Consider the following 23047-nt stretch of genomic DNA (forward strand, 5'->3'; position numbering starts at 1 on the left):
TTATGCGTACTTTCGTTTTCTGATTGGCCCCATCGGATGGAAGGAGCGGATATGGAACGGAGCACCGGGCTCGCTCTCAACAAAAACGGCAAGGCCGTCTACGTCCAATGGCCCGGAAAGCAGCGGCCCGAAAAAACCCTCGATCGCTTTGGCGACCCGTTCCTGTTCTGCAGCGGCTACGCGTCCGGTCAAGGTCATATGGAAGCGGAACTCCTCGAAGACGTAAGGATAACCCCATTTGTGGAGATTCTTCAGCTGCCCCGGCGTGAGCGCATCCGGATTGCGCCGCTCGATCTCAGCCGCCGTCAGAGGCGCCCGAAAGCGTTCGAAAGCCGTCACGACATTCGCGGCCAGATTGGCCAGTGCTGCTGAGCCTTGTGACGGCAGGATGGCGAAGAAGCCGTCCAGGCGACGAAGCGTGATCTCCGGCAGGCATACCGGCTCCTGGGATTGGGCAAAATTCTCCACAGCGCCGATGAGTTCGCTTTCGCTGACGCCCTCGGCAAGACGGAACGGGGCCTTCAGTGTAGCATGAAAGCCGTAACGCCGTGCGGCTGCGGTCTGAAAGGCGACTTCTGCGGGCGATAGAGGACCGGCGGCAGGCGACGGCAGGACTTCTCCGCTGAAGGCATCGCGCCCAAGCCACTGCGCCGCCCTCCGCGTCAGCGGATGATCCTTTTCCGGAGTAAAATAGATGGCAAAGCGCATGTTTGTTCCTCGCCCGATTCGCGATGCAATTAGGCGATTTGCATGACAGATTGACGAAAACGCGAAGCAAAACCCTTCTATCAGATCGTTCTGCTCGCCTCCACCCGTCAGTCCGAACTAGTGAGCCGGCGCACCAATCAGGCGTTTGCGCAGCCAGTTGGATACATTGTCGAAGACGAAAACCACGATCAGGATCAGGATCACCATATAGGCCACGTTTTCCCAGTCGGAATTTGTACGCATGGCTTCCCAGAGCTTGAGCCCGATGCCGCCGGCGCCGACCGCGCCGATAATGGTGGCCGACCGCGTATTCGATTCCCAGAAATAGAGCGCCTGACTGATCAGTACCGGCGCCACTTGAGGCACCACGCCATAACGCTGGACGACGGCCGGCGCGGCCCCCACCGAGCGCACGCCCTCGCGCTGCTTGTCGTCGATATTTTCCAATGCCTCCGAATAGAGCTTTCCGAATGTCCCGGTATCGGTGAAGAAGATTGCCGATATGCCGGCGAGCGGGCCGGGACCGAATGCGCGGGTAAAAAACAGCGCCCAGATGAGCATGTCGACGGAACGCAGGAAATCAAAGAAGCGCTTCAATACCTGGTTCACCAGGCGGTTCGGGTTGATATTGCGCGCCGCAGCGAAGGCGAGCGGGAATGCGACAAGCGTGGCAAGAACAGTGCCCGCAAAGGCCATCACTATGGTTTGCAGGAGTTTGAGCCAGACATCGCCATGCTGCCAGTCGGTATTGTTGACGATGTTGTTCCAGGCGAGGGCGAGATTGGACCTGTTCGGATCGAAGCGCTCACCAGTGAAGATTATCGAGGCAACTTCACTGACAGATTTGCCCCAGAAAGGTGAATTCGTGTCGAAAACGAAATTTTCCCACCCTAAGAAACGATGGCGGATTTTGACCTCGTCATCCTCGACCTCGGCACGGCCGGCAAAGCCGAAATAGACAAGCACTTTGTCGCCCGGATTCTTCTGCGTGGCCCAGTCCGGCAGTTCGCCCCGGGCTGTCACGCTCCGCCCGGGTTCGATGTCGAGGACGAGGACTTCATCGCCGCGCGTGACGGTCACCTGTTCGGGCGTCACGTCGATCAGATTGCCGCGGCCGATCTCGACGGTAGCCTGAACGACTTCTTCCGTCCTCTCCGTTGCCGGGGTTGCGGATCGAGGCGCGCCGGCGGAAGTCCCACCGCCATCCGCTTCGCCCTCGAGCGGACCGAGGAAGCCGTCGGTCGGCGCCGTTTCCAGCGTCCCCAGAAATCCCTGCTGGGCCGGAGCGCTGTTCTCGGGGGAAGACGGGGCAGAACTCGATATGGTGCGTTCCACCATCGCTGTCTTCCTGGTGAGCCAGTCCGGATTCGGGTTTGCCCCCAGCGGAGAGGTACGCGGAAACGATATGTCGAGATAGCCGTCCTCGAATTCGATATCGGGACGGATCTCATAGGAGATCCAATCGGCGAGATAGTTGCCCGCTATGTCCCAGTTGCCGTTCGATATGACTTGGCCGATGGCGAAGAACCACCATGCGAATACGAGGTAGACAGCAATTCCGACTGCTATCAGCCAGCCGGCGCGCTGCTTGCGGGCCGCTGCACGGAATATCTCCGGGTGGCGGGCTGCTATTGCGGCATCGGATTCGAAGGTCGCGCTCATGGATCAGCCTCCGCGTCCAAATTCGAATGCCTGTTCGCCGACAAGCCGACGCCGCAGCCAGGCAGAGAACTGATCGACGGCAACGATGGTGCAGAAAAGCAGGAGCACGATCGCCAATGTCTTGGCCTCGTGATTGCGGCTGATCGACAGGCGCAGCGCCTCGCCGATCCCGCCGCCGCCGACGGCGCCGATTATCGTCGAAGCGCGCACATTGATCTCGAGCCTCAACAGGGCATAGCTGAGGAAATTCGGCATCACCTGCGGCACGATGCCGAACCAGATACGCTCGACCCAGTTTGCGCCGGCGGCCCGGAGGCCTTCCTCCGGCTTCAAATCAGCATTCTCCACAACCTCGAAGAACATCTTGCCGAGAGCGCCGATCGTATGGATCGAAACCGCGATCATGGCAGGCACTGCCCCGATACTGAAAACGGCGAGGAAGAAGCCGGCAATGACGATTTCCGGGAAAGCGCGCAGAACTTCCATGAAGCGCCGCACAAGGAAGCGCAGCCAGCGCCGCGTCGTCAGATTGGAGGCCGCAAGGAAGCAAAGCAGGAAACCGAAACCAAAGCCGACCAGAGTGGAGACGAGCGCTATATTGATCGTCTCCAGCATCTTGTAGGCATATTCGGGCAGGTAGAGCGTCTCCGTCAGATAGATGCGCCCTTCCGGATAGTTGTATTTTAGACTGCCGTCGTAATAGGGCGAGGGCAGGTCGAAAAGGGCGCGCCAGACTTCCCATCCGTCGCGTGGAATCAATTGACCGATGAAATCAAAAAAATAAGGCAGGCGGTCGAGGAATTTGCCTGCATTCGAGGCATTGGCAAACCAGAGCGAGCCACTCATGGCCATCACAAGGAAGACCACGCTGCCAATCGTATAGAGTCGGCGGCGAGCGGTCATTTCCTGCCAATGGCTTTCGACCGTAAGACCCGCCGGCGAAAGAAGTTTTTCCGGAGCAGTGATGCTCATTCCCGCCCTCACACATGAAAGGGGCGCGGCGTGGCAAGACCGCGCGCCGCGCCCCGATACCTGAAATATCAGGAGCCGATCTGCGCCTTACGCGCGTCGATGATCGGCTGATAGAAGGCAGGCGTCACTTCGGTGTAGCCGGTATAGTCACCGCCCTGGATGGCCGAAAAGCATTCGGGATCCGATTCCGGCAGAGCAACCATGAATTCCTTGAACTTCGTCTTCATGTCCGCATCCATAGAGGTGCGCACGACGATAGGGCCGTTGGGGATCAGCGGCGATTTCCAGACCTCTACGAGGTCATCCATGTCGAGGATGCCCTTTTCGACCATCTTGTGCAGATTGCCGGAGGTATAGCCTTCTTCGAACTCGCCGACGCCCGACGCCCAGGTCGTACCGGCATCGAACGTGCCTTTGAGAACTTCGAGAACGAGGTTTTCGTGACCGCCGCCGAAACCGGTCTCGGAGAAATACTCCTCGACAGGCATTCCAAGGGACTGCGCCAGGGTGACCGCAGGAACGAGATAGCCCGAGGTCGAGTCCGGATCGGCGAAGCCGAGCTTCTTGCCCTTCATATCCTCCAGCGTAGCGATGCCGGAATCCTTGCGGGCGACCATTACCGAGTAGTAGCCTTTCGAGCCGTCGGTCTGGACCGTGGTAAGGATCGGCTCAACTGCGTCCGGGTTCTCAAGATAGATCTTGGCGTATCCGGAAGCACCGAGCTCGGCATAGTCGAGCGTGCCGCCGAGCAACCCCTGAATGACGCCATCATAGTCCGCAGCCGGGAAAAGCGACACCTTCTCGACCCCGAGCACTTCCGGCAGCTTTTCTGTCAGGCACTGGAAATTGCGCAGACGGTCGGCCTCGTTCTCGCCGCCCAGGATGCCGACGCGGAATTCCTTCAGGTCTTCGGCTTGCGCGGCGCCCATAGCCAACATGCCGAGTGCCACTGCACCCAAAAGTGTCTTTCTGATCATGGATTTCTCTCCTGTTCGCCAAAGTTGGCGGTTCATCCTTGGTGTGAGAAGCCCGTAACGGGGGCGAGTCGATCCCGGGTTCAGACGTCCGCCAAAGCGGGGCGGAGGCTGCCGGTGGATTCCACCTTCTGCCGCGAAGGCGCAGCTATACTTGTCGAGGTGATCGCCTCGGACAGTTCCTCTCCTTCGGCATCGGCACCGTAGATCCTCCGGACCGCAGTGGTCGTCAGCTCCTCCGGCGAGCCGTCGAAGACCACGGAACCCTGCGCCATGCCGATGATGCGCTGGCAATAGTTCCGTGCGGTGTCGAGCGTATGAAGGTTGGTGATGACGGTGATGCCATCACGTGCATTGATGTCACGCAGCGAATCCATCACCACTTTCGCGTTCAGCGGGTCGAGCGATGCGATCGGCTCATCTGCAAGGATGATTCTGGGCTCTTGCATCAGTGCCCTTGCGATGGCCACGCGCTGCTGCTGTCCGCCCGAAAGCGTGCCGGCGCGCTGGAGGGCAGTGTGTGCGATGTCGAGCCTCTCGAGTGCGGCAATGGCCCGGATGCGCTCCTCGCGCGTGAAGATATTGAGAAGATTGAGGGCCGTGGACCTGTGGTTCAGGCGGCCGAGAAGCACATTGGTGAGCACATCCAGCCGCGGCACGAGGTTGAACTGCTGAAAGATCATGGCACAGTCCCGCTGCCAGCGCCGCAGGGCAGCGCCTCGCAGCGATGAAACCTCGACCTGATTGAAGTGGATCGAGCCCTCGCTTGGCTCCACCAGGCGATTGATCATGCGCAAGAGAGTGGATTTGCCGGCACCGGAACGCCCGATGATGCCGACCATCTGCCCTTGGCCGATTTCGACATCGACGCCGTTCACAGCGATATTCGAGCCGAATCGTCGCGTGATCTTGCGGATTTCCAGCATCGCGCCTTTCCCCGATGGACGGGCTTTCTGCCCTTGTTTGGGAATGCCCTAAGGGATGCAGATGAAGCTGGGATGTCGATCACATGTAGGTTTTATGACGATCCACATCGTGTTCGACCCGAAAGGGAACAAGGGAACCCTTCCCGGGGTGGCGAATTGTAAGTGCCATAAGAGTGAAGGAGTTGAAGGAATGAAAGCCTATCTCTATGGCGCGGCCATCGCGCTGCCGATGCTTGCCGGCGCGGGCCTTGCCAACGCCCAGACGGTTATCGTTTCACCCGAACAGGAAACGGTGATTCGCGAATATGTCATCCAGCATGAAGCGCCGGTGGTACAGATGCCGGCAGACACGCAGCTTTCGATAGGCGCGACCCTTCCCGCCGATGTCGAACTGCAGGTGATCGAAGTGCCCGAAGTGCAGCCGGAATACCGCTATGTGGTGATCGACGGACGCACCTATCTCGTGCAGCCTGACACGCGCGAGATCGTGCATATCATCGAATAGGCCTGTCGATATGACATTCTGGCCCACCCACCGGGCGGGCCAGAATGATCAGGACCCGTATTTTTCCAGAAAGGCGTCGGCTGACAAGGCACGGAAATCATCCAGCGATTCGCGCAGCCGCGCATGATCCCAGTCCCACCAGGCAAGTTCCTCGAACCGGCGGGCGGTGCGCTTGTCGAAGCGCTCGCGTATCGGCTTGGCCGGTACGCCGCCGACGATCGTATAGGGAGCCACATCCTTGGTGACCACGGCGCCTGCCCCGATGACGGCACCGTTGCCGACCGTTACGCCGGGCAGGACGGTCGAGCCGTGTCCGAGCCAGGTATCGTGACCAATGGTCACCGCATTGCCGCGGCGCCAGTCGAAGAATTCCACTTCATGGGCCGCATCATCCCAATAGTCCGAGGCGCGATAGGTGAAATGATGCAGCGTAGCCCGCCATGTGGGATGGTTGGTCGCATTGATGCGTACGGCAGCGGCGATATTGGAGAACTTGCCGATCGTGGCGCACCAGACGCTGCAATCCTGCATGATGTAGGAATAGTCGCCAAGGCTGCTCTCGTGAACACGCGAGCGGGCTTCGACCTCGGTATAGACACCGAGCGTTGAGTTCTCGACCTCGGCCGTCGGATGGATGAGGGGCGTCTCGGAAAGCCTGGTCATGCGGCTGCCTTTCCCGGCGCAAACTGCGTGACGTCGATGATGCGGTCGGCCACCGCCTCCCGCACTTCCTGATCATGGAAGATGCCGAGCAATGCGGTGCCGGCCTTCTTTTTTTCATCGATCATCTCGATCACCACCTCGCGATTCGTCTTGTCGAGCGACGCGGTCGGCTCGTCGAGAAGAAGAATCGGATGGTTCGTGATGAAACCGCGGGCAATATTGACGCGCTGCTGTTCACCACCGGAGAAAGTGGCCGGCGGCAGAGACCACAGCCGCTCGGGAAGGTTGAGGCGGGAAAGCAAGGCGGCGGCCCTGTCCCGGGCTTCGGTTGTACTCACGCCCCGTGCCGACAGCGGCTCGGCCACGACGTCGATGGCCGGCACACGCGGGACGGTGCGCAGGAATTGGCTGACATAACCGATCGTATCGCGGCGAACGGCGAGTACCGTGCGCGGGGTGGCTGTGACCAGATCGATCAGGCCGTGGTCATGCTTGATGATGATCTGGCCCTCATCGGCGGAATAGTTGCCATAGACCATCTTGAGGATGGAACTCTTGCCGGCACCGGAAGGGCCTCCGAGCACGGCGCATTCACCGGCCCCGACCGAGAACGAGACGTTGACGACAACGGGCAGCCTCACGCCGCCGCGCAGATGCATGGTGAAGGTCTTGGCGACTTCGGAAACGACGAGCGGTGTCGGCATGGTCAGACCTGCAGGATCGAGGAAACGAGAAGCTGGGTATAGGGCGCGTGAGGGTCGTCCAAGATGCGATCGGTCAGGCCGGTTTCCACCACATGACCGTCCTTCATCACGATCATCCGATGCGACAGCAGGCGCGCAACAGCGAGATCATGCGTGACGACAATAGCCGCCAGCCCCATATCGTGCACGAGCCCGCGCAGGAGATCGAGGAGCCGGGCCTGAACCGACACGTCGAGACCGCCGGTCGGCTCGTCCATGAAGACGAGACGCGGCCCTGTAACCAGATTGCGGGCGATCTGTAGGCGCTGACGCATGCCTCCGGAAAAAGCGCGGGGTTCGTCATCGATCCGGTCGCCGGGAATTTCCACGCGCCCGAGCCAGTCGCTGGCGGTCGCGCGGATATTGCCGTAATGCCGATCGCCGATCGCCATCAGTCGCTCGCCTACATTGGCGCCCGCCGATACCGTCATGCGCAGCCCGTCAGCGGGGTTCTGGTGGACAAAACCCCAATCGGTACGCATCAGGAAGCGCCGCTCGGCCTCGCTCATGCGGTAAAGATCGCGAAAGATACCATCGCGCATACGGTAGGAAACGGTACCCGATGTCGGCATGAGCCGCGTTGAAAGACAATTGAGCAGGGTCGTCTTGCCGGAGCCGGACTCGCCGACGACGGCCAGCACTTCGCCCGGCCAGAGCTCGAAGGAGACATTCTCGCATCCGATGCGAGTGCCATAATATTTGGAAACGGAGGAAACCTTCAGGAGAGGCTCGTCGCCCGATCTTGATGTGGTCATTGGGCTGCCTCCTCGCTCATATGCCCCGTATGTCCGGCTTCCCGTCGCTCCTCGCAATGATCGGTGTCGGAACAGACGAACATGCGCCCGCCGCGATCATCGAGGATCACCTCGTCGAGATAGACATCGGTGCCGCCGCACAATGCGCAGGGCTGGTCGAATTTCTGGATTTCGAACGGATGGTCCTCGAAATCGAGGCTTTCCACCCGCGTATAAGGGGGGATGGCATAGATGCGCTTTTCCCGGCCCGCGCCGAAAAGCTGCAATGCCGGCGACATATGCATCTTCGGATTGTCGAATTTCGGCGTCGGCGAAGGGTCCATGACATAGCGGCCCTCAACCTTGACCGGATAGGCATAAGTGGTCGCGATATGACCGTGCTTGGCGATATCCTCATAGAGCTTCACATGCATGAGGCCATATTCCTCCAGCGCGTGCATCTTGCGCGTCTCGGTCTCGCGCGGCTCGAGGAAGCGTAAGGGCTCCGGAATGGGCACCTGATAGACGAGGATCTGGCCTTCCTGCAGAGGCTTTTCGGGAATTCGATGGCGCGTCTGGATGATCGTCGCCTCGCCCGTATGCGTAGTGACCGCAATCTCGGCCACCTTCTGGAAGAAGGCGCGGATGGAAACCGCATTGGTTGTGTCGTCAGCGCCCTGGTCGATCACCTTCAAGACGTCGCCCGGGCCGATCACCGACGCCGTGACTTGAACGCCGCCCGTGCCCCAGCCATAGGGCATCGGCATTTCGCGGCTGGCGAAAGGTACTTGATAGCCAGGAATGGCGATGCCCTTGAGGATCGCGCGGCGGATCATCCGTTTCGTCTGCTCGTCCAGATAGGCGAAGTTGTAGCGGGCGATGGTCTCGGTGCTCATTCGGCGGCCTCCTTGCGCTCGTCGTCGCCGGTCTGACGCTTCTCGAATTCCCTCCGCATGCGGCGGACGAGATCAAGCTCGGCCTGGAAGTCTACATAATGCGGCAGTTTCAGATGCTCGACGAAGCCCGTGGCCTGCACATTGTCGGAATGGGAGATGACGAATTCCTCATCCTGTGCGGGAGCGATGATATCTTCACCGAGCTCGCGGGCACGCAGGGCGCGATCACAGAGCGCCATGGCCATGGCCTTGCGCTCCGACTGGCCGAACACCAGCCCATAGCCGCGGGTGAATTGCGGGGGAGCCTTGGCTGAGCCTTTGAACTGGTTGACCATCTGGCACTCGGTCACACGTATGCGGCCAAGACTGACAGGGAAATCGAGCTCCGGCACATCGATCTCGATTTCCACTTCGCCGATGCGAATTTCTCCGGCAAAGGGATGATTGCGCGCGTAGCCGCGTTGTGTCGAATAGCCAAGCGCAAGCAGGAAGCCCTCGTCGCCTCGCGACAGCGCCTGAAGACGCGTGTCACGCTCCATGGGGAACTCCAGAGGTTCGCGCGTGATGTCGCCTATCTCGTGATCTTCCGGCATGGCGCCATCGCCTTCGATCAGGCCCTCATGGGCGAGGATTTCGGAAACGCGCAGCATGGTTTCATCTTCCTGAGGCCGGCTTTCCGGAGCCTCCGGCTCGTCGTCGGTCGCAAGCGAAGGGTCGAGCAGGCGATGGGTGTAATCGAAGGTCGGCCCAAGCAGTTGTCCGCCGGGCAGGTCCTTGTAGGTGGCCGAGACCCGGCGTTCCACAAGCATGCCGCCAGTATTGATCGGCTGCGAATAGCCAAAGCGCGGCAGGGTCGTGCGATAGGCCCGCAAGAGAAAGATCGCCTCGATCATATCGCCCCGCGCCTGCTTGATGGCCAGCGCGGCAAGCTCCCGGTCATAGAGCGAGCCTTCGGTCATGACCCTGTCCACGGCCAGCGCAAGTTGGCCGACGATCTGCTCCAGACTTATCGCGGGCACCATACGATCGCCCCGACGCCGATCGGCCAAAAGCCTGTGGGCGTTGCGGATAGCGGCTTCCCCGCCCTTGACTGCGACATACATGGCTATTCCTCCGCAGTGATGCGTGTTGTGCGCGGCAGGGCGGCAACGCCTTCGCGTGCTACGAGAACAAGGTCGATGCCGCGAGGGAAGCGTGCGCGATTCTGCACCCATTGCTCGGCAAAGTGGCGGGGCATGGGCGAAGGCGCCAGTCGCGCCGTGGTTCGGATGCCGGGTCCTTCTAGCGCAATGGCGGGGCCATTGGCCAAAGTCTCTACCTGCAGGACCAGCGTGGCCGAGCGGTCGGGATAGTCCTGCGTGCCTTGGGCGAAATTGTCGAGACTGATCAAGGTTGCCGGATAGGACACGAAAGCGAAATGCGCATCCGACGGATTGGTCACGATCGGTGCACCGGTATGGAAAGCGAGCCACGCCCGCACGGCTTCTTCGGCCTGGAGCGGCGGATCGAGCCAGATCGGAGTATCATGATCGCAAAGGGTCAGCGCGACGGCCCCGGCCTCAGGTGTCAGGGGCGCAGGCGGACGCGCGGCAGCCAGGCTTTTCTGTATCGTACCGGGCCGGGCCAGTGCTTCCATCACTGCACGAAAGGTGGCCTGGGCGTCAAAGACGGGTTGCCTGAAGCCGCCCTCAATCGACTTGCCGTGAAAGCTCATCAGTCTTCTCCGCGCACGAGTGTGAAGAAATCGACCTTGGTCGCGGCGGTTTCCGCGCGCTTTCGCGTATCGGCTTCGGCGAGGGCTTGGCGCAGGGGAGACAGGATACGTTCCTCGACCAGCTCGGCATGCTCCGCTCGCTGACGCAGGGCGTCTATGATGGCCGCGACCCGCACCTTCTCCAGGTCGCGGCCGAGCGCATAAGCATGACCGACCTCTCCTTCCGGCAGCTTAACCGTGGCGCGCGTCACTGTGGCCTCACCGAAATTGAACGGCGCACCGCCGCCGCCCATGCGCCCGCGCAAGGTCACGAGCCCGGTCTCCGGTCCCCGCAAGAGCTGGGCATCATCGGGCAGGCCGGATTGTTCCCAAAGTCGCATGAGGTCTCGCGCGGGCGCGGCGGCCAGAATGGCCATTGCCTCCCGGCGCCGCTCCGTCGTCTGGTGATTTCTGGGTGTCATCTTGTTACCATGAATTTGTCTATTGATATAGACAACCATACAAATTATAATCTCTCTGTAGTGGTTGTCCATGACGTGATTGTGACAGGCAGCAGGCTGGTGGCGATAAAAGGAGACGGAGTGATCGAGCGGCGCAGCGGCATAGCCCTGTGGCGCCAGATAGCGGATCGCATCCGTCTCGGATTGAATGCCGGGCTCGCCGGCCCTGACGGCCGACTACCCCCCGAGATAGCGCTTGCCGAACGTTACGGCGTGAACCGCCATACAGTGCGGGCGGCGATTTCCGCTTTGGTACAGGAAGGAGTTCTGCGTGCCGAACAGGGGCGCGGCACTTTCGTCGAGCGGCGCAGGCGGCTTGCCTATCCGATCGGCGTCCGCACGCGTTTTTCCGCCGGCCTTGCTGGGCAGGCACGGGACCGGCGCGGACATTTGATCGAACACGCCGAGGAGCCGGCTTCGGAAGAAGTCGCCAAGGCCCTGGGGCTTGGCGTCGGCGCCTCCGTCATCCGGCTGGAAACGCTTGCCGAGGCCGATGGGCGTCCCGTCTCGCGCGCGAGAAGCTGGTTTGACGGCGTAAGATTCCGCGGCATTGAGCAGCATTTCGCCGAAACAGGCTCGATAACCGCCTCCCTGCTGGCCCTAGGCGTCGAAGACTACTTCCGCCATTCAACGATCGTTTCCGCGCGCCATGCGGATTCGGAAGACCTGAAGGACCTGGCACTTTCCCCGGGGGCCATCGTCCTGGTGACGGTTGCCTTGAATGTCGATGCCGAAGGTGTGCCGCTGCAATATTCCGAGACACGCTTTGCAGCCGACCGGGTGGAACTTCATGTGGGGAGTGGCGATCAGCCGTAACGGTCTCACTCCTTCTTGACCCGGCTTCCTGCTCTGGTGATTTGACCAATTTCAGCGGCACAGGCACAACGCTTGCGATAAATGACAACCGCAGGGGAGGCATGACCGTGAAGACTGCTCTAGTGACCGCATTGGTCTTTTTGTTTCTTGCAGCGGCCGCACCGGCTCAGGATATCGACGTCAAGGCCTGGGATGCAGTCGTCGAGAAGGCGCGCGGCGAGACCGTCTATTTCAATGCCTGGGGCGGGTCGGAAAGCATCAATGCCTATCTTGAATGGGCAGGCGAAGAGCTCCGTGAGCGCTATGGTGTCAAACTGGTCCATGTGAAGGTGGACGACACAGCGAATGCGGTGACCAAGGTCGTGGCCGAGAAAGCCGCCGGAAAAGATGAAGGCGGCACGGTCGATCTCATCTGGATCAACGGCGAGAATTTCGCCTCCATGAAGCGTCAGGACCTGCTCATGTCGCCCGGTTGGGCCGAAGACCTGCCCAACTGGCAATATGTGGATGTCGAGAACAAACCGACCATCCGCACGGACTTCACCATTCCGGTCGAGGGGCTGGAAAGCCCGTGGGGTATGGCCAAGCTCGTTTTTTTCTATGATTCCGCCCGCACCGATGCTGCGAGCCTGCCGGAAAATGCCGATGAGTTGCTCGAATGGGCCGAGGCCAATCCCGGCCGGTTCTCCTATCCCCAGCCGCCGGACTTCATGGGCTCCTCCTTCCTGAAACAGATTCTGGCGGAAAAGGCGGAGGATCAGGCCGTCCTGCAGAGGCCGGCCGAGGAAGCGGATTTCGAGGCGGTGACGGAACCGCTGTTCGCCTATCTCGATAAACTCAATCCACTAATGTGGCGCGGCGGCAAGGCCTTTCCACAGAACTATCCGGCGATGAAGCAGCTTCTGGCGGACAGCGAGCTGGACATCATCTTCGCCTTCAATCCTTCCGAAGCTTCCAGCGCGATCGCCAATCAGGAGCTGCCGGACACGGTGCGGTCCTTCACCTTCCCCGGAGGCACGCTTGCCAACACGCATTTCGTCACCGTCCCTTACAATGCGACGGCCAGGGCCGGAGCACTGGTGACGGCGAATTTCCTGCTTTCCCCCGAGGCCCAGGCACGCAAACAGGATCCGAAATATTGGGGCGACCCGACAGTGCTTGCACTCTCCAAGCTCGATGACAAGGATCGCGCGCTCTTCGAGGCAATTAATCTCGGTGTTGCCACGCTCGGTCCCGACGAACTGGGCCCGGCAATCGACGAGCCGCATCCGAGCTGGATGGAGCGTATCGAAGAGGAATGGAAACGCCGTTACGGCGTCGGGAACTAGGTCAGGACCTAGCGTGTTTCCCGCTTCGACCCTGCCTCGTAGAGCCGAAGCGCTTCCGGGCCGAACATAATGCTGACGCGCCTCGCTCCTTCCCTTGCCATGCTGCTTCTGGCCGGCCCGATCCTGCTCGGCTTGACCGGCACGCTGTTGCCCGCTTTCGGCTACCTGCCGGCACTTGGCGGCATGCATCCCACGGGCGAATATCTCGCCAGGCTCTTGCAGGAACCGGCTATCTTTCATTCCGCATTGATGAGCTTTGCAGCCGGGCTCATCACCGCAGCGGTTTCGCTCACAGTCGTCATGCTGTTCGTGGGCGGCTGGGCGGGAACAAGACTTTTCAGCCGCGTCCTGCATCTTGTCTCGCCGTTGCTCTCGGTACCTCACGCGGCTGCCGCTTTTGGCCTCGCTTTCCTGGTTGCTCCCTCTGGCATGATCGCGCGCTTCATCTCGCCGGAACTAACCGGTTGGACCCGTCCGCCCGATGTGCTCATACTTCACGATGCGATGGGCCTGACGATGATGGCGGGGCTGGTGATCAAGGAAATCCCTTTCCTCTTCCTCGTCACCCTCGCCGCCCTTCCGCAGATACGCCTTGCCGAGACACGCGCCCTTGCGGCATCGCTTGGCTATGGCCGCGTCGCCGGATTTCTCTTCGGCCTTTGGCCGCAGCTTTACCCGCAGATCAGGCTGGCGGTTTTCGCGGTCGTCGCCTTTTCCAGCTCGGTGGTGGACGTGGCGACGATCCTTGGGCCAACTTCACCGGCGCCGCTCGCCGTGCGCCTGCTCGGCTGGATGAATGATCCGGACCTTTCGATGCGTTATCTCGCGTCGGCGGGGGCGATGTTGCAACTGATCGTGACGGCTGCGGCGCTCGGCGCCTGGACATTGGTGGAGCGGATATGTGCCGCTTTGCGCGACAGCTTCGCCGCTGCCGGTAAGCGTTTGCGCCGTGATCACGCAATACGCATAGCAGCCTTTGCGGCCATGACCCTTTCCGCGACCGTCGTAATTGCCGGGCTCGGCACGCTGGCCGTCTGGTCGGTCGCCGGGCTTTGGCAATTTCCGCATGCGCTGCCCAAAGACTTCACGCTCAAAAGCTGGATCGCTGCCGGCCCCCGCATCCTCTCGCCTTTGACGACAACGCTGGTGGTCGCCTTTTTCTCCACGCTACTTGCCGTCGCCCTGACCCTCCTGTGCCTTGCGCGCGAAGACGAAAAGGGGCGGAAGGTAAGGCGCGGCACGATGCTTCTCTTCTACCTGCCGTTGCTGGTGCCGCAGGCGGCCTTCCTGTTCGGCCTGCAGCTCTTCTTCATCCTTACGAACAGTGCCGCCAGCATCGTGGCGCTTGTCTTCGCCCATTTCATCTTCGTCATGCCTTATGTCTTCCTGTCGCTGTCGGATCCTTGGAGAGCCTTCGACCGCCGCTATGACGCGATCGCGGCAGGGCTGGGCAAAGGGGCATGGGTGCGGCTCCTGCGCGTTCGCCTGCCCATGCTCACGCGGGCGATCCTGACAGCCGCCGCGGTCGGCTTCGCCGTGTCGATCGGTCAGTATCTGCCGACCGTGCTGATCGGGGCGGGGCGTCTCACGACCATCACCAGCGAGGCCGTGGCACTGGCCTCCGGCGGCAACCGGCGTGTCATTGGAGTCTATGCCTTCCTGCAGATGGTTCTGCCGGCGCTGGGCTTTCTCGTTGCCACGCTGGTGCCGGCGCTGTTATTCCGGCGCTTTCGGGCGATGCGGGTCTGATGGCGGAAGATGGCGCAGAAAGGACTGGAACTCCAAAGCGTAACGATCGCGCTTGAAGGTCGCGTGCTCGTCGCACTGTCACGCAGCGTGGCACCCGGCGATGTCCTGACCCTCATGGGGCCATCGGGTTCGGGGAAGTCTTCCCTGCTGGCCTATATCGGCGGCTTCCTCGATCCTGTCTTCTCGGCTTCGGGGAAAGTGATGATCGGTGGTTGTGATCTTACCAATCTGCCAACCGAGGATCGACATGCGGGCATCCTTTTCCAGGACCCCTTGCTTTTTCCGCATATGACGGTCGGCGGCAATCTTGCCTTTGCCATTCCCGCATCGATCAAAGGCCGTGAGGAGCGACGTAATCGCGTCGAGGAGGCGCTCGAAGGCGTCGGCCTTGCGGGGCTGGCCGGACGCGACCCGGCCACGCTTTCCGGCGGCCAGAAGGCGCGTGTCGCCCTGGCGCGCGTTCTGCTCTCCAGCCCGCGCATGCTGCTCCTCGACGAACCATTCTCCAGGCTCGACACCGAACTGCGCCAGCAGGTACGCGAACTGGTTTTCGCCAAGGCGCGCGACAGCCGGCTGCCCGTCGTCCTCGTCACCCACGACGAGGACGATGCAGCCGCAGCCGGCGGCGACGTTGTGCGGGTCGGTTCGCAATGATGCCCAACCTGCCCGATCTGCCGGTCAGGGAAGCACTGCCGGCTCTCCTGGATGTGCTTGAAGTGGAGAAGAAGGCGGTGCTGGTCGCTCCACCTGGTGCAGGCAAGACAACGCTGGTGCCGCTGGCGCTCCTCGACCGGCAGACGCCGGGCCGCGGCACGATCCTGCTTCTCGAGCCGCGCCGGCTGGCGGCACGCGCTGCGGCGCGCCGGATGGCCGCGCTGATCGGCGAAGAGCCTGGCCGTACCGTCGGTTACGCCATGCGCATGGAGAGAAAGGTTTCGGAAAAGACGCGGATGCTCGTCGTAACCGAAGGCGTACTTTCGCGCATGATCCTCGACGATCCGGAGCTTTCAGGAATATCGACCGTGATCTTCGACGAGTTCCACGAGCGCTCCCTGGACGGCGATTTCGGGCTGGCGCTGGCGCTCGACGCGCAAGGTGCATTGCGGCCGGACCTCAATCTTCTCGTCATGTCGGCCACACTCGACGGCGCGCGCATATCGTCGCTTCTGGGGAACGCGTCGGTGATCGAAAGCAAAGGGCGCAGCTTTCCGGTCGAGATACGCCACAGGGAGCGGTCGCCCGACCAGTCTGTCGAGGAGGCTGTTGCCACCGCCGTCCGCGACATGCTTGCTTCGGAACAGGGCAGCATCCTCGCCTTTCTTCCCGGGCAGCGCGAGATCGACCGCACGGGGGAACTGCTTGAAGGCAGGGTGCCTGCCGATACCGAGGTCATGAAACTCCACGGCGGTCTCGACGGACGCGCGCAGGATGCGGCGATCCGGCCGGCCGAGGCCGGTCGACGCAAGGTTGTGCTGGCGACGGCCATCGCAGAGACCTCGGTGACCATTGATGGCGTTACGATCGTCGTCGACTGCGGCCTGTCGCGCCTGCCGAAATATGAGCCCGCCACCGGACTGACTCGGCTGGAAACGGTTCGCGTTTCCCGAGCTTCCGCCGATCAGCGCGCCGGCCGGGCAGGCCGCACCGCACCCGGCATTGCAGTGCGTTTGTGGCGAGCGGAACAGACAGCGGCACTACCGGCCTTCACGCCGCCGGAGATCCTGGAGGCCGACCTTTCCGGCCTGCTTCTCGATTGCGCAGCATTTGGGGTTACCGACCCGCGCAGGCTTGCCTTCCTCGACCCACCGCCCGATCCGGCACTCGAAGAAGCACGCAAGCTGCTGCTCGACCTGGACGCCATCGATCTTGATGGCCGGCTGACTGAGACAGGAACTGCCATGCGGCGCCTCGCTCTGCCGGTGCGGCTCGCCCATATGGTGACAGAAGGTGCCAAACGGGGAGATGCCGGAACCGCGGCGGAACTGGCAGTACTCCTGACTGAACGCGGCCTTGGCGGCAACAGCGTCGATCTCGACCGGCGACTGATGAATTTCCGCCGCGACCGTGCGGCGCGCGCCGTCGGTGCACGGCAATTGGCCGAAAGATTGGCAAGGATGGCTGCTTCCGCTGTCGAGGGAAAGTCGGCAACGGCCCGAAGCGAGGCTGGCAGGCTGCTCATCCATGCCTATCCGGACCGGGTGGCGAAAGCTCGAGGAGAATATGGACGTTTCGTCCTTGCCAATGGCCGGGGCGGCGTCATCGATGCGGCCGATCCCCTGGCGAAGGAGACCTATCTGGTTGTCGCCGACCTACAGGGGAGGGCACAGAACGCCCGCATCGCTTCGGCTGCCTCGATCGGCGAGGAGGATATAGCCGCCGCGCTTGCAAACCGCATCCAGAGCAAACGCGAAACCTCTTTCGATCCGGAGCGAGGCAGCATTCGGGTCCGTGAGACGCACCGGTTGGGTGCCATCGTGCTCGGGGAAGCTTCCTTGCCGCCGCCGAAGGGCGCCGAGGCCGATCAGGCGGTGATCGATGCCATACGCAGGCACGGATTGGGCATATTGCCTTGGGACTGGGAGACGCAAGGTTTGCGGCGGCGTCTCGCCTGGCTGCACGACACGATCGGATCACCCTGGCCCGATATGTCCGACGACGCCCTTCTGGACAGCCTCAAAGATTGGCTTCTGCCATTCCTGACGGGGAGTCCAAATATAGCCGGCATGGACCCGCAGCCAATCCGCAACGGGCTGATGTCGCTTGTCCCGCATGACCGCCAACGCGCAGTCGAAAGGCTCGCGCCGACGCATTTTGATGCTCCTTCGGGAAGCCGCGTGCCGATCCGCTACGAGGCGGAGGGGCCGGTCCTGGCCATTCGTGTGCAGGAAGTCTTCGGGCTCAGGCAGCATCCGACCATCGGCGAAAACACGCCGCTGAAGCTGGAGCTCCTGTCGCCCGCCCAAAGGCCCATCCAGACGACCCTCGACCTGCCAGGCTTCTGGCGGGGTTCCTGGGCCGATGTGCGCGCCGCCATGCGCGGCCGTTACCCCAAGCATGTCTGGCCCGAGGATCCAGCCACTGCAACGGCGACAAACCGGGCCAAGCCGCGCGGAAAATAACACTTGGCCCTGAACGATCGGTCGCGCATATACCGGTCATGCTGGAAGAATTGCGCCCGTCCTATCCGCGACACAGCCACAATCTCAGGCTGAATACGCTGATCCGCCTCCGCTGGCTGGCAATCATCGGCCAGAGCGCTGCCGTCCTTGTAGTGGCCTATTGGATCGCGTTCCCGCTGCCGGTCGGGCCATGTTTCGTGCTGATCGCCGCTTCCGCCTGGCTCAATCTTTATCTGACCTTCCGCTATCCCGCGACCTACCGGCTGCAGCCTTTCGCCGCTCTCGGCATCCTGACCTTCGACGCCCTGCAGCTTGCCGGCCTCTTGTTCATGACGGGCGGGCTGACCAATCCCTTCGCGTTACTGATGGCCGTTCCGGTAGTCATTTCCGCAACGTCGTTGCCGCTCCACCTCACCGCGCTTCTCGGGTTCCTGGTGGTCGCGCTGGTCAGTATCCTCGCCTTCTTCCACCTGCCTTTGCCCTGGTTTCCGGGAACCGAAATTGCAATGCCTTATCTTTACGTGGCGGGCATCTGGATCGCTGTCGTATCGAGCATTGCCTTCACGGGTGTCTATGCCTATCGGGTAGCGGAGGAGGCGCGGCTTCTCGCGGATGCGCTCTCCGCCACGGAACTCGTTCTGCAGCGCGAGCAGCATATCTCCGCGCTCGACGGTCTAGCTGCTGCCGCGGCTCACGAACTGGGAACCCCGCTTGCAACAATCGCACTGGTGGCGCGCGAGATGGAGCGGGCGCTCGGCAGCGACTCGCGGTTTCGCGAAGATGTCACGCTGCTTCGCACGCAAAGCGAGCGCTGCCGCGAAATCCTGAAGCAGCTGACAAGCCTTTCCAGCGAAGGCGAGGCGCATATGGCCCGTCTGCCCTTCACTTCGCTGATCGAGGAGGTGGTGGCACCGCATCGCGATTTCGGCATCGAGATCAGGCTTGCGCCCAGCGTCACCAGCGGGCCGGAGCCGGTGGGGCGGCGAAATCCCGGTGTCATCTATGGACTCGGCAACCTCGTAGAGAACGCGGTGGATTTCGCCCGTGAAGCGGTGACGATCCATTGGCGATGGGATTCGACAACGGTGGGCCTGACGATCATTGACGACGGGCCCGGTTTTCCAGCGGAGATTTTGGATCGCATTGGCGAACCCTATATGTCCAAGAGATCGGCAGCGACAAGCAGCGGCGGCGGGTTGGGTCTTGGGCTTTTCATCGCCAAGACGCTGCTTGAAAGGTCAGGGGCCACCTTGCGTTTCGGCAATGCAGGCGGTGAAGGCATGGGCGCGACGGTGGAAGTTACCTGGCCTCGGGACGAATTCCTCGCCCCCCATAGTTACGGGGCTGAATCGGAAAGCTCGGACAATCTGGAAATACGAAGGATTTCGGATAAAAGCATGAAGGAGAAGCGAGCGAAAAATGATGAGTGAAGCAGAAGAACAGGCAGAGGATGTGCTGGGCGAGGATCGCTCCCTGCTTATCGTAGACGATGACCGCCCCTTTCTTACGCGGCTGGCCCGGGCAATGGAGAGCAGGGGTTTCCTCGTCGATACCGCCGAAAGCGTAGACGAGGCGATCGCAAAGGCCCGCGCTGCGGCGCCCGCATATGCGGTGGTCGACATGCGGCTCGGCGACGGCAATGGTCTTGATGTGGTCGCGGCAATCCGCGAAAGGCGCAAGGACTCCCGCACGATCATTCTTACCGGTTATGGCAACATCGCCACTGCCGTCACGGCCGTGAAGCTTGGCGCAGTGGATTATCTTTCCAAGCCGGCCGATGCGGACGATATCTATGCGGCGCTGACGCGTCTGCCGGGAGAGAAGGCCGCTCCGCCCGAAAACCCGATGTCGGCCGATCGCGTCCGATGGGAACATATCCAGCGTGTGTATGAAATGTGCGACCGCAATGTTTCCGAAACTGCGCGACGGCTCAACATGCACCGCCGCACCCTGCAGCGCATCCTGGCCAAACGCGCGCCGCGTTAATCACCCTCGCCCTCCAGCGAAGGGATCGGTATGCCGGCGATCTCGGCTGCAGTCAGCCTTGCCGCTCCGGCACGCGCAAAGCGCAACATGAGGGCCTTTCGCGTCGCGGCCGGAAGGCGATGCTCCGGAGCCTCGCGCATGATTTCCGCACCATAGCCGTCCGAAAGGATGAAGCCGCACTCCTCCGGAAAAATGGAGGACGGCACGTCGGGATGCGTCGCAAAGAAGAAACGGTCGGAATGCAGGCGATATTCAGGCCATTTCCGGTCGACGCGGAAATCCTCGATCGAGGATTTTATCTCGATGATCCAGATGTCTCCCTTGCGGGTCAACGCCACGAGATCGGCGCGCCGGCCGGTGGCGAGCGGCAGTTCCGGAAGGATGGCCGCGCCCATCTCCATGAGCAAGCGCTGGACGCCGCGTCTGATCACCATGGCGCGTTCGGACTGCCTGCCATCGGCGAGCGGATTGAGAGGAATCGGAGAGATGATCGGCATGGCTCGACAATGCCATCGGACAGCGGGAATTTGAACCGCTAAGCTTGCCCGGCAATGTCGTCCAGGATCGGGCAGTCCGGCCGCTCGTCTCCGTGGCAGGCCCTGATCAGCCGCTCCAGCGTCGTGCGCATGGATTCCAGTTCGCGAATTTTTGCGTTGATGGCGTCGACATGGGATATCGCGATCTTACGCACGTCATGGCTGGCGCGCGACTTATCTCGATAGAGCGCCATCAGCTGCCGGCACTCCTCGATGGAGAATCCCAATCCGCGGGCACGGCGCAGGAAGGTCAGCCTATGTATGTCCTCGGGGGAGTAGTCGCGATAGCCATTCTCTGCACGAGCGGGCGTGATGAGTCCGACGTCCTCATAATAACGAATCGTCTTTGCCGGCAGACCGGAGCGGGCGGCTGCATTTCCAACATTCATCCTTCGCGTCCTCGTCCCTGGCCGAAATCTTGCGCAAATGCTCGAATTGCGAGCCACCATTTCGTAATTCTGTTGCTCAATTGCAATAATGCGACACCAACGGTGTTCTTTGGCTGCCTCAGGATACGATCTGGCTTGGCAAGTAGCGGAAGGCACATCTAAGAATGGTGGCTAAAATGCGGCTTGATTTGAGCGCGCAGACTATCGGAGCTGGGGTCGAGATCTTTTCATGAAGCTTAGGACTTTACTTATTGTCGCTGCTGTGGGGCTCGCGACGACACTTGCTGGCTGTATGAGCGGCGGCACATATCGGATCTTCTCCTCCGATTACGGTTCGCGCAAAGATGCCGGCTATCATCTCCCCAGCATCCCGATCTACAAGGTCCCGAAGCAGTATCATCGACAGATCGTCAACTACAAGACGGACGAGAAGCCGGGCACCATCATCGTCGATACGCGTGAAAAGTTCCTCTATTTCATACTCGAGGACGACAAGGCGGTCCGCTACGGCATCGGGGTTGGGCGTGAAGGCTTTGAATGGAAGGGTGTGGCGCGCGTTGCCATGAAGCGGGAATGGCCCACCTGGACACCACCCGAGCAGATGATTGGCCGCCAACCGGAACTTGCCAAATGGCGCGGCGGCATGCCACCTGGCCTGAACAATCCGCTTGGCGCCCGCGCTCTTTATCTCTTCAATAAAAGCGGCGACACCGGTTACCGCCTGCATGGCACGCCGGAATGGAATTCGATCGGCAAAGCCATGTCTTCCGGCTGCATCCGGCTGATAAATCAGGACATCATCGATCTCTATGAGCGAGCGAAAGTCGGCGCCAAAGTGATCGTCAAATAGCAGATCAGGCAAGGGAACCGTCTAGGCAACCACTGACGACCCAAGAAAAAACCGGGCACGCGGCCCGGTTTTTTCTTTGTCTTTCCCTCGACGTCTTTCGTTGGACGCCTAGTTGACCTGCTCCACATGCTGCACTTCCGGCAGGAAGTGATGGAGCAAATTCTGGATACCGTGCTTCAGAGTGGCCGTCGAAGACGGGCAACCCGCGCAGGCGCCCTTCATATGCAGGAATACGGTACCGTTCTCGTAACCGCGGAAAGTGATATCACCGCCATCTTGCGCAACAGCCGGGCGGACCCGCGTATCGAGGAGCTCCTTGATCGTCATGACCAGTTCCTCGTCGGCTTCGTCATAAAACTCGCCGCTTTCGGAAGCGTTCTTCTCACCTTCGCTCGTGCTCATGACTGGCTGGCCCGACATGAAATGCTCCATGATCGTGCCAAGAATGGCCGGCTTCAGGTGCTGCCAGTCGGCTCCGTCCTTGGTAACCGTCACGAAATCGTAGCCGAAGAAAACGCCGATCACGCCGGGTACTTCGAACAGACGTCCGGCAAGGGGAGAGGCCGCCCGGGCAGTTTCGGCGTCGCGGAAATCCGCCGTGCCTTCCTCCAGCACCACCCGTCCCGGCAGGAACTTCAGCGTTGCGGGATTGGGGGTGGATTCGGTCTGGATGAACATCTCAGCGGTTCTCCATCATGTTTCTTGGAATTGTTCTAAAATAGTGGCGATCAGAACGCCATTCAAGCGAGACTTTCGATCTCTTCGTCTGTAAGGTTATGCGGAACTACCGTGACAGGAATAGGGAAGGCAGCGCCCTTGCCGGCGATCGAGGAAACGAGCGGTCCCGGTCCCTCCTTCGAATTGCCGGCGGCCAGAACGAGAATGGCGATGTCCTGATCTTCCTCGATCAGTTTGTGAATTTCCTCGGTCGCCTTGCCTTCGCGGACCACCAACTCGGATTCGATACCTATCGTCTCGCGGATCTTGGCGGCGTGGGAATCGAGTGCCGCCTGCGCGGCGGCCGTAGACTCCTCGCGCATGATCTGTTCCACACCGAGCCAATGTTGAAAGTCGCCGGGTTCGATCACGAAGAGAAGCACGACGGCCCCATTGGTCGACTTGGCACGCCGCGCGGCATAAGCCACGGCCCGCTCGCATTCAGGCGTCTCGTCGATGATCGCGAGGAACTTGCGGCGGTGACCGGCTTCCCGGCTCAGTCGTTTTGAGACCATTCACATGTCCTGTTCAGCCGGCATGCATCATGCTCGCCGGAGCGC

General features: G+C 61.2%; 25 protein-coding genes. 9 read left to right on the plus strand and 16 right to left on the minus strand.

All coding sequences use genetic code 11. From position 1 onward, the window contains the following. From L598_RS17145 to phnC, 5 genes are all read right to left on the minus strand, one after another. Entirely contained in the window at window positions 1-708 is a 708-nt protein-coding gene (locus tag L598_RS17145; RefSeq protein ID WP_144864509.1) for a DUF1045 domain-containing protein, read from the minus strand. Window positions 709-825: 117 nt separating this feature from the next. Continuing rightward, entirely contained in the window at window positions 826-2370 is a 1545-nt protein-coding gene (phnE, locus tag L598_RS17150) for a phosphonate ABC transporter, permease protein PhnE (RefSeq protein WP_144864511.1), read from the minus strand. 3 nt (window positions 2371-2373) lie between these two features. Beyond that, the gene (gene phnE, locus L598_RS17155; RefSeq protein WP_144864513.1) at window positions 2374-3342 is read right to left on the minus strand and encodes a phosphonate ABC transporter, permease protein PhnE; all 969 of its coding nucleotides are present in this window, start codon (window positions 3340-3342) and stop codon (window positions 2374-2376) included. 68 nt (window positions 3343-3410) lie between these two features. After that, window positions 3411-4319 (minus strand): phosphonate ABC transporter substrate-binding protein, encoded by a 909-nt coding sequence (phnD, locus tag L598_RS17160; protein ID WP_144864515.1) that lies wholly within the window; start codon window positions 4317-4319, stop codon window positions 3411-3413. Between the two features lie 80 nt (window positions 4320-4399). Then, complete coding sequence (phnC, locus tag L598_RS17165) at window positions 4400-5242, minus strand: phosphonate ABC transporter ATP-binding protein (protein WP_144864517.1); 843 nt, start codon at window positions 5240-5242, stop codon at window positions 4400-4402. Window positions 5243-5432: 190 nt separating this feature from the next. Here phnC and L598_RS17170 point away from each other — a divergent pair, with 190 nt between their 5' ends. Then, complete coding sequence (locus L598_RS17170) at window positions 5433-5747, plus strand: DUF1236 domain-containing protein (protein ID WP_144864519.1); 315 nt, start codon at window positions 5433-5435, stop codon at window positions 5745-5747. Window positions 5748-5795: 48 nt separating this feature from the next. Here L598_RS17170 and L598_RS17175 read toward each other — a convergent pair whose 3' ends face one another. From L598_RS17175 to phnG, 7 genes are read right to left on the minus strand one after another with little or no spacing between them, the layout of a single operon-like run. Beyond that, complete coding sequence (locus tag L598_RS17175) at window positions 5796-6410, minus strand: DapH/DapD/GlmU-related protein (RefSeq protein ID WP_144864521.1); 615 nt, start codon at window positions 6408-6410, stop codon at window positions 5796-5798. Then, window positions 6407-7114, minus strand: a complete 708-nt coding sequence (gene phnL / locus L598_RS17180; RefSeq protein WP_144864523.1) for a phosphonate C-P lyase system protein PhnL — start codon at window positions 7112-7114, stop codon at window positions 6407-6409. Before phnL ends, L598_RS17175 begins: the two co-directional genes overlap by 4 nt. A gap of 2 nt (window positions 7115-7116) precedes the next feature. Further along, entirely contained in the window at window positions 7117-7908 is a 792-nt protein-coding gene (phnK, locus tag L598_RS17185) for a phosphonate C-P lyase system protein PhnK (protein ID WP_144864525.1), read from the minus strand. Beyond that, window positions 7905-8783 (minus strand): alpha-D-ribose 1-methylphosphonate 5-phosphate C-P-lyase PhnJ, encoded by an 879-nt coding sequence (locus tag L598_RS17190; protein WP_144864527.1) that lies wholly within the window; start codon window positions 8781-8783, stop codon window positions 7905-7907. The genes phnK and L598_RS17190 overlap by 4 nt, the downstream gene beginning before the upstream one ends. After that, window positions 8780-9886: a carbon-phosphorus lyase complex subunit PhnI gene (locus L598_RS17195; protein ID WP_144864529.1), complete on the minus strand. Its 1107-nt coding sequence runs from the start codon at window positions 9884-9886 to the stop codon at window positions 8780-8782. Before L598_RS17195 ends, L598_RS17190 begins: the two co-directional genes overlap by 4 nt. A gap of 2 nt (window positions 9887-9888) precedes the next feature. Continuing rightward, window positions 9889-10497: a phosphonate C-P lyase system protein PhnH gene (gene phnH / locus L598_RS17200; RefSeq protein WP_144864531.1), complete on the minus strand. Its 609-nt coding sequence runs from the start codon at window positions 10495-10497 to the stop codon at window positions 9889-9891. Continuing rightward, window positions 10497-10958, minus strand: a complete 462-nt coding sequence (gene phnG, locus L598_RS17205; protein ID WP_144864533.1) for a phosphonate C-P lyase system protein PhnG — start codon at window positions 10956-10958, stop codon at window positions 10497-10499. The genes phnH and phnG overlap by 1 nt, the downstream gene beginning before the upstream one ends. A 99-nt stretch (window positions 10959-11057) precedes the next feature. Between phnG and phnF the strand changes: the two genes are divergently transcribed. The 7 genes from phnF to L598_RS17240 all read left to right on the plus strand — a co-directional run bounded on the left by phnF (window position 11058) and on the right by L598_RS17240 (window position 19995). Further along, on the plus strand, window positions 11058-11813 hold the full coding sequence (phnF, locus tag L598_RS17210; RefSeq protein ID WP_246658811.1) for a phosphonate metabolism transcriptional regulator PhnF: 756 nt from the start codon (window positions 11058-11060) through the stop codon (window positions 11811-11813). A gap of 101 nt (window positions 11814-11914) precedes the next feature. After that, window positions 11915-13141, plus strand: a complete 1227-nt coding sequence (locus L598_RS17215; protein ID WP_144864537.1) for an ABC transporter substrate-binding protein — start codon at window positions 11915-11917, stop codon at window positions 13139-13141. Window positions 13142-13210: 69 nt separating this feature from the next. Continuing rightward, window positions 13211-14890 (plus strand): ABC transporter permease subunit, encoded by a 1680-nt coding sequence (locus tag L598_RS17220; protein ID WP_144864539.1) that lies wholly within the window; start codon window positions 13211-13213, stop codon window positions 14888-14890. Between the two features lie 9 nt (window positions 14891-14899). Then, window positions 14900-15544 (plus strand): ATP-binding cassette domain-containing protein, encoded by a 645-nt coding sequence (locus L598_RS17225; RefSeq protein WP_144864541.1) that lies wholly within the window; start codon window positions 14900-14902, stop codon window positions 15542-15544. Continuing rightward, window positions 15541-18009: an ATP-dependent helicase HrpB gene (gene hrpB / locus L598_RS17230; RefSeq protein WP_246658809.1), complete on the plus strand. Its 2469-nt coding sequence runs from the start codon at window positions 15541-15543 to the stop codon at window positions 18007-18009. Before L598_RS17225 ends, hrpB begins: the two co-directional genes overlap by 4 nt. 38 nt (window positions 18010-18047) lie before the next feature. Further along, a complete protein-coding gene (locus tag L598_RS17235) occupies window positions 18048-19439 on the plus strand; it encodes an ActS/PrrB/RegB family redox-sensitive histidine kinase (RefSeq protein WP_144864545.1) in 1392 nt (463 codons plus the stop codon). Beyond that, the gene (locus L598_RS17240; protein WP_144864547.1) at window positions 19432-19995 is read left to right on the plus strand and encodes an ActR/PrrA/RegA family redox response regulator transcription factor; all 564 of its coding nucleotides are present in this window, start codon (window positions 19432-19434) and stop codon (window positions 19993-19995) included. The genes L598_RS17235 and L598_RS17240 overlap by 8 nt, the downstream gene beginning before the upstream one ends. Here the strand turns inward: L598_RS17240 and L598_RS17245 are convergent. Both L598_RS17245 and cueR read right to left on the minus strand, forming a co-directional pair. Beyond that, window positions 19992-20492 (minus strand): MmcB family DNA repair protein, encoded by a 501-nt coding sequence (locus L598_RS17245; protein WP_144864549.1) that lies wholly within the window; start codon window positions 20490-20492, stop codon window positions 19992-19994. The two genes, L598_RS17240 and L598_RS17245, sit on opposite strands and share 4 nt — an antisense overlap. Before the next feature lie 38 nt (window positions 20493-20530). Continuing rightward, on the minus strand, window positions 20531-20920 hold the full coding sequence (gene cueR / locus L598_RS17250) for a Cu(I)-responsive transcriptional regulator (RefSeq protein ID WP_144864551.1): 390 nt from the start codon (window positions 20918-20920) through the stop codon (window positions 20531-20533). A gap of 229 nt (window positions 20921-21149) precedes the next feature. On the opposite strand from cueR, the gene L598_RS17255 reads away from it, so the two are divergent. Beyond that, a complete protein-coding gene (locus L598_RS17255) occupies window positions 21150-21770 on the plus strand; it encodes a L,D-transpeptidase (RefSeq protein ID WP_144864553.1) in 621 nt (206 codons plus the stop codon). Window positions 21771-21878: 108 nt separating this feature from the next. Here L598_RS17255 and L598_RS17260 read toward each other — a convergent pair whose 3' ends face one another. Both L598_RS17260 and L598_RS17265 read right to left on the minus strand, forming a co-directional pair. Next, window positions 21879-22448, minus strand: coding sequence for a NifU family protein (locus tag L598_RS17260; RefSeq protein ID WP_144864555.1), 570 nt, complete (start codon window positions 22446-22448; stop codon window positions 21879-21881). Between the two features lie 62 nt (window positions 22449-22510). Continuing rightward, window positions 22511-23002 carry a universal stress protein gene (locus L598_RS17265; RefSeq protein ID WP_144864557.1) on the minus strand — a complete coding sequence of 164 codons (492 nt, stop codon included), beginning with the start codon at window positions 23000-23002 and terminating at the stop codon, window positions 22511-22513. Window positions 23003-23047 lie beyond the last annotated feature (45 nt).

This window comes from Mesorhizobium sp. J18 (genome assembly GCF_007829525.1).
In the GTDB taxonomy this organism is placed as follows: Bacteria; Pseudomonadota; Alphaproteobacteria; order Rhizobiales; family Rhizobiaceae; genus VLJP01.